Here is a 7979-nt window from a genome sequence, read left to right as displayed (position 1 = left end):
TACGCGTGCGGACACTTCGACCACCGCGACCGCGGATGCTCACACTCCTTGAAAAACGAACCCATCCCACGAACCAACGAACCCGCCACACTGTCACATCCTGTACAGCTAGTAATTTCCACACGGTTCGGCGTATTTCGATCCGCGGCATTAGCGCCAGTATCGGGCTGACCGGGGATCGGAGTTCGCTTCAACAACCCAATATTCGTTGCTGCCTCACCCAGGCTTCGACCTCTGACACTTTGAATCGGATTTTGGCGTTCGCTCCCGCACCAAACTTGTACATCACCAATCCCGACCGGGCGGAATTTTTGTACAGCCAGGAGATGGACACGTTCAAATACTCGGCAGTTTCCTTGACATCCATAAAATGAACAGTCACCACCCGAAAATCTCCCTTTTAAAACTATGCTCCGTAGCCGCACCATGCTGCTTCGAAATGCCACGCTTGGGATCCGATGTCTGACTGGCCCCCAGGCGTTACAACCAATACTCCGCAAGGTCGCCGGTTTGCCCAACCGGCAATCGTCGGCTATGTTGCGCTCGCCATGAACGCCTCCAGTGGTCCTCGGCTAGCGGTTCGAACTCGCGAGGAAGCCCGTCAACCCGAGCCACGCACAGGAGTGGCGGGACTCAACTCGGCTGGAGATCGGGCTTGACGAGAGCCGCGGGGTTGGAGGGCGGCAACGACATCGACCCCGCCAAGAGATGTGGTCCGGGACTGCGCCTCGAAACGATCACACTGGTTCGCTTGGTTGCGGAGCCGGGTCCTGGTTGGCTCCGGTGCTTTCAAATGTTTGGTGCGTCTGGGTATGACCTACAACTTGGCTGCTCAGGAAGACGAGCCGTCGTCGGAGCGACCAACGCCGCCGATGTCTTCGACTGCCCGACTCTCCCTCGACACAGTCAAGGAGGGGCTGGTGTACGCCCACCGCATACCTCAAGGAATACTGAACCGGCCTCGGCGCTGGCCACCTTCAGAGCGTGGACATCAGACCGGGACTCGAGTCCGGCAACCCAGCACCGACGCTCCCGTCGGCTGGCTATTGACACCACGGGATGCGCCTCCCGGATGTGCGGCCGCCGCCGCAGTCCTGCGGTCCCGAACCACGGCCCGCAAGCAGCCGAGCTTCACCCACCACGGATGCAACCTGTGCGACCATCCGGCGCCCCAGGCCGCTTCCCAAGCGACGCTGTCGGCAAAGGCCCGCCACTCCCAGCAGCGCCGGGCCCTGCCGATTCAGATCTCGCTCCATGGCCGCAGCAGTTACAACAGCGCAGCGGAGCGCAAATGGGTCTCCGGTAAGATCCGTCCTCAGCCCGCCGGTGGTCCCATAGTTGGCTACGATCTGCTGCGATGGAACGTCCGCGGACAAGACGAGACGGCGTCGCCCGAAGGGCGATGCCGCTATTTGTACTGCGCTGTGCCGCTCTGCTCGCAGTCTTGGTCTGGGTCCTCCCGGTCTGCACGCACGCCTCGTTCGACTCCGCTGCGGCAACCAGAGCCTCGGCGGCGACCGCAGTAACGCCTGCCGCCGCCGCTACTGCTCCTCTCACCTTGCACACGTGCCCTGACATGCGACACGAGCCGGGTGACACGCACTGCCGTCCCGCCACCGGGGCTGCTTTGGCCACTCCTTCAGTCCCGGTGCCCTCCGCGGAGACTGCCGACGGGGCCGCCGTGTGGCGGCCTCACCGGCAGTCCGCCCCCGGCAACCCGGCCCGTCACCCCCGAGTGCCCGGCATACATCAACTCCAGGTCCAGCGGATCTAGAAGCGGCATGCTGTGCAGCCGCGCGTTCGCACGGCTGCGTTGCGCCGCCTTCTCCCGCCCGCGTGCCGCACCCGGGTAGGCAACCGACCGCCAGCCGTACCACCGCCGATGCCTTGACGCTCGGCGGGGACAAGGACCTGTCATGGGATCTTCCCGAGCAAAAGTTCAGCGTGCCGCCCGACGCGAGAAGATAGAGGAGATACGTCGCGTCCAAGCGGCGCGGGAGCGTCGCAACAAGATCATCGCCTGGACTGCCAGCCTGGTGATCGTCTCCGGTGCCGTCGCCGGCAGCTGGTACCTCATGGACCGGACTGCATCTCAAAACGAAGCGAAGAAGCAGGCGGCGGCTTCCCCGGTCAAGGGCGAGAAGTCCTTCGAGGACCTCGGCCGCAACCACGTCACCACCCCGGTCGACTACAAGATGTCCCCGGCGGCCGGCGGGGACCACAATCCCGCTTGGATGAACTGCAACGGTGACGTGTACGAGCAGGAGATTGACGAGACCAACGCTGTCCATTCCCTTGAGCACGGCGCGGTCTGGATCACCTATAGCGACAAGGCTGCGGGCAAGGACGTCAACGCTCTCAAGTCGAAGGTGCAGAAGACGCCTTACACGCTGATGAGCCCCTACGCCGACCAGTTGTCGGCGATCACCCTGTCCGCCTGGGGGAAGCAACTGAACGTGGATTCCGCGTCGGACGGGCGGATCGAGAAGTTCCTCGACAAGTACGTGCAGGGGCAGCAGACTCCCGAGCCGGGGGCCGCCTGCACGGGCGGTGTCTCCGCGTGAGCGAGAAGCGGAAGAGGCCACAACCAGCGAGGCGGGCAAACGCCGCGTCCCGCGCCTGATCGCAGGGGCCCAGCTCTGGGATTGGCACCAGGGCCGGGCCCCTGCCGGAGCTCTTCGGGACCGGCTACCAGCCGACGCGGTCGCAGCCGGCGTGTTCGGCGGGTTCCACCTGCAGGGTGGCGTGCGCGACGCCGTGCAGGTCGCGGAGCAGATCGCGGGCTTGGTCCAGTACCGCGTGGCCGTCGGCGGAGCCGGCCGTGACCAGATGTGCCGTGGCCACGTTCATACCGGAGGTGAGCGTCCACAGGTGCAGGTCGTGGACATCCTTGACGCCCTCGACCGCCGCCAGGTCGTCGGCGACCGCTGCCGGCTCCACACCCGCCGGCGCGTGCTGGCCGAGGACGGCGAAGACCTCTCGTCCCAGGGCAATGGCACGCAGCGCCACGAACACGCCGATCGCGAGGGCAACGAGGGTGTCCCACAACGGCTGGCCCGTGGCAGCCACCAGCGCGCCGGCCACGATCACGCCGACCGAACCTGCGGTGTCGGCGAGGACTTCGAGGTAGGCGCCCTTGACGTTGAGGCTCTCCGAGGCGCCGGACCGCAGCAGCAACAAGGCGACCATGTTCACGGCCAGACCGATCGCGCCCACGACGAGCATGGGGCCGGAGGAGATCTCGGCGTCACCGCCGATGCGGCCGACGGCTTCGGTGACGACGTAAACCGACACGCCGAGCATCAGCAGCACCGACAGCAGGGAGGCGAACACTTCCGCGCGGTAGGAGCCGTAGGTGCGGCGGCCGGTGGTGTCGGGCCGGGTGGCTATGCGGGTGGCGACCAGCGCCGCGCCGAGGGCGACTACGTCGGCGGCCATGTGGCCGGCGTCCGAGAGCAGGGCCAGTGAGCCGGACAGGAGTCCGTAGACCAGTTCGATGCCGAAGTAGGAGCCGACCAGGGCGAACGACATCCCGAGGCGCCAACGGTGCCGGCCTCCCGCGTGAGCGTCGACGTGACTGTGGCTGTGGCTGTGTCCACCCATGACTTCCCGTCCCTCCCCTGTTCCGGTGACCGTCGACGACAGCGAAGCACAGCGGGGATGAAAGGGGCAAAGGCTGCATCGGTGACCGTTGTCATCTCCGGTAACGAGCCTCTGACCTGGGTAAACGTCTCGACCGCGTACTGGGGCATAGAAGCACCACCCGGCGGCCTGCTGTGGAACGCCAAGTGGGTACGCTGCCCAAGCACACGATGACGCGACCTGTGCGCCACGCAGGTTCCGATCCCGCACCGGACCGACCGAAAGTTCGAGCTCATGCGACCGCACACGACAGGTACCGCCGCATCGCCGGCGGCCGGCGTACTGCGCGGTATCCGGGCCAGTGCGCTGGCGGTCCTGTGCGTGCTGTTGCCGCTGGCCGGACATGTGCTGTCCCAGGGGCACACCCCGCGGTGGCTCGTGGTCGCGGCGACAGCAGCCGTGGCGACACCCGGAGCAGTCGTCCTGACCCGCCGCCGGCTCACGGACACCGAGCTGCTCGCGGTGCTCGCGGCGGCACAGCTGGCCTACCACGTCGTCTACTCGCTGCCGGGCGCCTGCGCCGCGATGGCCGGGACAGACGGAGCACCCGGCGGTCTGCCGGGTCTGACCGAGCACGATGCCGTGGCCGGACCGCCCACCGGAGTGCTGCTCGCCGGGCATCTGGTGACGGTCCTGCTCGCCGCGCGGCTGCTCGGTGTGACCGAGCGCCTGCTGTGGCAGGGCAAGCCACTGCTGACGGCCGTACGCCGACTGTTGCTGTTCGTATGGCCTCTGCTGGGCCGCGCGCACGGTACGGGACCGGAGAGCGCCGTCCGCGAGACCGCGACGCCGCTGAGGTCCGTGCTGCTGGTGCGGCTGCACGATGGTCGGGCGCCGCCGCAGCCCGCGCGTGTCACCACCGCCCTTTTCCGGCCCCTGCCGACCGGCGGTCCCTGCCCAGCCTGACGACGGGCACACGGAAGGGACTTCTTCGGCGCGCCGGTCCCTTCCGTCCCGGCGCCCTGCCGGGGGACACAGAGAGTCCCGCATCATGCACGTCGCACCCCGGCGTGCCGCCCGCTCGGCGGCACGCACACTCGTCGTACCCGCTGCCCTGACAGTCTTGGCCGCGACCGCACCGCAGGCCGCCGCCCACACCGACCTGGAGTCCAGCAGCCCCGGCGCCAACGCGACACTGGCCGGGCTGCCGCCGCGCGTCACCCTGACCTTCAGTGACCCGATGACCGAGAAGTACGCCAAGGTCGCTGTGACCACGGCGGACGGCACATCGGCCGCCCAGGGCGAGCCGCAGGTCTCGGGGCAGCAGGTCACACTCGCCTTGAACAGCACCGCGCCGTCCGGCCGCTACACCGTGGGATACCGCGTGGTGTCCGCAGACGGACATCCTGTATCCGGCTCGTACACGTTCACGGTGAAGGGCAGGACGGCGGCGGCACGTTCTGCCAGCCCGCAGGTGCCGGCCCCTGCCCCGGCCCCCGAGTCCCCGAAGGCTGCTGCCGCGAACGAATCCGACGGTGGGGGTTCCGGTGCGACCGTGCTCTTGGTCGGCGGAACCGGCGCCTTGGTCGTGGCGGTCGGCGCCGCGAGCGTGTTCGCGACGCGACGCAGGCGGTCCCGCCGTGGCGACTGACACCCGGATCGCCCCGGCCGGGCGGCGGCTGCCCATGATCTTGGCAGCGTCGACCGGTGCCTGCCTCGCCGTCGCACTCGCCGCCGTGTGGGCAGGCGGCGGCACTGCGGCCGACGTCCCCGGCATCGAGGACGCCGGGGCACTGACGACCTGGGGTCTGCCGACCGCACGGGCCGTCTCCGACGCGGCGGCGGTCGCCACGGTCGGCGCCCTGCTCCTCGTCGTGGTCCTGCTCCCGGGCGGCAGAGCACTCAGCGCCGTACAGCTGCGCTACCTGCTCTGGGCGGCGTGCGCCGCAGCGGTATGGACGGCGGCGTCGGCGGTGACGCTGGTGTTCACCCTGTCCGATCTGTTCGCCCAGCCCGTCGGCACGGTTGTCTCGCCCGCGATCGTGGCGGACTTCGTCAGCACCGACGCCCAGGGCCGGGCGTACGCGCTGTCGGCCGCCGCGGCGGGGACGATCGCCACGATGTGCGTCGGCGTCGGCACCGCCCGCTGGGCCCGCCTGGCACTCCTGCTCGCCGTCGCCGGCCTGCTGCCGCCCGCGTTCACGGGCCACTCCTCGGCGGCCGGGAACCACGACGCGGCCGTCACCAGCCTGGCATTGCACCTCGTCGGCGTGGCCGTGTGGGTGGGCGGACTGGTGTTCGTCCTGGTCGCCGCGACCCGCCGTGAGGACAGGGCGGCGGACGCCGCCCGGCGCTTCAGTCCGCTCGCGGGCTGGTCGCTGCTGGCGGTCGCCGCGAGCGGAATCGTCAACGCAGCGGTGCGGCTGCCGTCCCTCACGGACGTGTTCAGCAGCAGGTACGGGGCGATGATCCTGGTGAAGACCGTGGCTCTCGCCGGCCTGGGCGGTATCGGTCTGTGGCACCGCCGACGCACCCTGCCCGCTCTGCAGAACGGCCGGAGAAGGGCGTTCGTGCGGCTCGCGGCCGGCGAGCTGCTGCTCATGGCCGCGGCCATGGGGCTCGCCGTGGGCCTGTCGCGCACGCCGGCACCCGGCGCCGACGGCGCCTCCCTGTCTTCCAGCGAGGAGTTGCTCGGCTTCCCGATGCCGCCGCCCCTGGGCGACTTCCCCTGGACGCCGCTGTTCACCCAGTGGCACTTCGATCCGCTGTTCGCCTTCGGTACCGCCGCCGCCGCACTGCTGTACCTGGCAGGGGTGCGCAAGCTGCGGGCCCGCGGCGACAGCTGGCCGGTGGGGCGCACCGTCGCATGGCTGTTGGGTCTCGCGGTGGCCGTCATCGCCACGATGAGCGGGCTGGGCGTCTACGGCAAGGTGCTGTTCAGCGTCCACATGGGCCAGCACATGATCCTCGCGATGACCGTGCCCCTGCTGCTCGTCCTCGGGGCGCCGGCAACCCTGGCCCTGCGTGCGCTGCCGGCCGTGCCGAAGGGCGAGCCGGACGGTCCGCGGGAGATGCTGCTCAAGCTGCTGCACAGCCGCTACGTGAAGGTGGTCTCCCACCCGGTGGTGGCGAGCGTGCTGTTCATCTTCAGCGCCTTCGCCGTCTACTACACCTCGCTGTTCGAGACCCTGATGCGCAGTCACCTCGGTCACATGTTCATGCTGGTGCACTTCCTGGCCGTGGGTTTGCTGTTCTTCTGGGTGATCATCGGCATCGACCCGGGCCCACGTCGCCCGCCCTACCTGGGCAAACTGTTCGTGATCGTCCTGACGATGCCGTTCCACTCCTGGTTCAGCATCTCGCTGATGAGTTCCACCGCGCTGATCGGCGAAGGCTGGTGGTCCATGCTCGATCGGCCCTGGGTCGAGTACCCCATGGACGACCAGTACAACGCCGGCGCGATCGCCTGGGCCACCGGCGACATCCCGGTACTGATCACCACCATCGTGCTGGCCGTCCAATGGATCCGGTCCGACGGCCGCGAGGCCCGGCGCGTCGACCGGCAGATCGACCGCGGCGGCGCCGGCGACCCACTCGCCGCCTACAACGCCTACCTGGCCGGGCTACGGGCCCGCGACCACCGCCCAGCACCCGCCGTGCCCACGCCGCACGGTGCCCATCCGCCAACGACGACAACCGGCCCGGCCGACAACGCTCCCCGTGAGGAATCATGACCAGACTCAAGAAGCACCTGATCGTCGCCGCGGTGATCGTGGCCGGATTCGCAGCAGCCCTCGGCTCCTACCTGCTACTCGCCCCCGAGGACAGGAACAGCGGCGGCCTGGACGTGCCTGCCGCCCAGGCCATGCCCGTACGGGACAACAGCCATCGCCTCACCCAACCGGCGAAGAGCGAACTGACCGTCGTGGAATTTCTCGACTTCGAGTGCGAGGCATGCGGGGCCGCCTACCCGATGGTGGAGAAACTCCGCGAGGAGTACGGCGACCGGGTCACCTTCATCGCCCGCTACTTCCCCATGCCCGGTCACCGCAACGGCGAACTCGCGGCTCGGACCGCTGAAGCCGCCGCCCAGCAGGGAAAGTTCGAGCAGATGTACACCAAGTTGTTCACCACCCAGAAGCAGTGGGGCGAATCGCAGGAGTGGAAGCAGGACGTCTTCCGCGGCTACGCCAAGGAACTCGGCTTGGACATGGCCCGGTTCGACGCGGCCCTCGCCGACCCGGAAGTCGCCGGACGCGTCGAAACGGACCAGCGTGACGGACTGGGGCTGGGTGTCCGGGGCACGCCCACCTTCTTCGTCGACGGCCAGATGATCGACACACCGCGGTCCTACGAGCAGTTCAAGGCCCTCATCGACGACCGGCTCTCCGGCTGAC

Annotated in this window: 7 protein-coding genes; 5 read left to right on the top strand and 2 right to left on the bottom strand. The window is 68.6% G+C overall.

Translation table 11 applies throughout. From position 1 onward, the window contains the following. Positions 1 to 190: 190 nt before the first annotated feature. Positions 191 to 367, bottom strand: a complete 177-nt coding sequence (locus HZS56_RS39130; protein WP_365890000.1) for a helix-turn-helix domain-containing protein — start codon at positions 365 to 367, stop codon at positions 191 to 193. 1549 nt (positions 368 to 1916) lie between these two features. On the opposite strand from HZS56_RS39130, the gene HZS56_RS25605 reads away from it, so the two are divergent. Further along, positions 1917 to 2564: a thioredoxin-like domain-containing protein gene (locus HZS56_RS25605; protein ID WP_108990547.1), complete on the top strand. Its 648-nt coding sequence runs from the start codon at positions 1917 to 1919 to the stop codon at positions 2562 to 2564. A 124-nt stretch (positions 2565 to 2688) separates the two neighbouring features. Here HZS56_RS25605 and HZS56_RS25600 read toward each other — a convergent pair whose 3' ends face one another. Next, complete coding sequence (locus tag HZS56_RS25600) at positions 2689 to 3603, bottom strand: cation diffusion facilitator family transporter (RefSeq protein ID WP_108990548.1); 915 nt, start codon at positions 3601 to 3603, stop codon at positions 2689 to 2691. Between the two features lie 273 nt (positions 3604 to 3876). Here HZS56_RS25600 and HZS56_RS25595 point away from each other — a divergent pair, with 273 nt between their 5' ends. The 4 genes from HZS56_RS25595 (at position 3877) to HZS56_RS25580 (ending at position 7978) form a co-directional block, all read left to right on the top strand. Beyond that, complete coding sequence (locus HZS56_RS25595) at positions 3877 to 4548, top strand: hypothetical protein (protein WP_108990549.1); 672 nt, start codon at positions 3877 to 3879, stop codon at positions 4546 to 4548. Positions 4549 to 4705: 157 nt separating this feature from the next. Beyond that, entirely contained in the window at positions 4706 to 5233 is a 528-nt protein-coding gene (locus HZS56_RS25590) for a copper resistance CopC family protein (RefSeq protein ID WP_159107045.1), read from the top strand. Beyond that, a complete protein-coding gene (locus tag HZS56_RS25585) occupies positions 5223 to 7316 on the top strand; it encodes a bifunctional copper resistance protein CopD/cytochrome c oxidase assembly protein (RefSeq protein ID WP_108990551.1) in 2094 nt (697 codons plus the stop codon). Before HZS56_RS25590 ends, HZS56_RS25585 begins: the two co-directional genes overlap by 11 nt. After that, positions 7313 to 7978 carry a DsbA family protein gene (locus HZS56_RS25580; RefSeq protein ID WP_108990552.1) on the top strand — a complete coding sequence of 222 codons (666 nt, stop codon included), beginning with the start codon at positions 7313 to 7315 and terminating at the stop codon, positions 7976 to 7978. The genes HZS56_RS25585 and HZS56_RS25580 overlap by 4 nt, the downstream gene beginning before the upstream one ends. Position 7979: the final 1 nt, after the last annotated feature.

Origin of the sequence: Streptomyces mayonensis (assembly GCF_018982965.1) — a bacterium.
Taxonomy (GTDB): Bacteria; Actinomycetota; Actinomycetes; order Streptomycetales; family Streptomycetaceae; genus Streptomyces; species Streptomyces mayonensis.
The sequence above is the reverse complement of the archived record's forward strand: the minus strand, read 5'-3'. Positions and strand labels throughout refer to the sequence as shown.

Bases quoted from the DNA above. Each gene is read 5' to 3' on its own strand.
- HZS56_RS39130 (WP_365890000.1), bottom strand. From the start codon at position 367: ATGGATGTCAAGGAAACTGCCGAGTATTTGAACGTGTCCATCTCCTGG.
- HZS56_RS25605 (WP_108990547.1), top strand. From the start codon at position 1,917: ATGGGATCTTCCCGAGCAAAAGTTCAGCGTGCCGCCCGACGCGAGAAG.
- HZS56_RS25600 (WP_108990548.1), bottom strand. From the start codon at position 3,603: ATGGGTGGACACAGCCACAGCCACAGTCACGTCGACGCTCACGCGGGA.
- HZS56_RS25595 (WP_108990549.1), top strand. From the start codon at position 3,877: ATGCGACCGCACACGACAGGTACCGCCGCATCGCCGGCGGCCGGCGTA.
- HZS56_RS25580 (WP_108990552.1), top strand. From the start codon at position 7,313: ATGACCAGACTCAAGAAGCACCTGATCGTCGCCGCGGTGATCGTGGCC.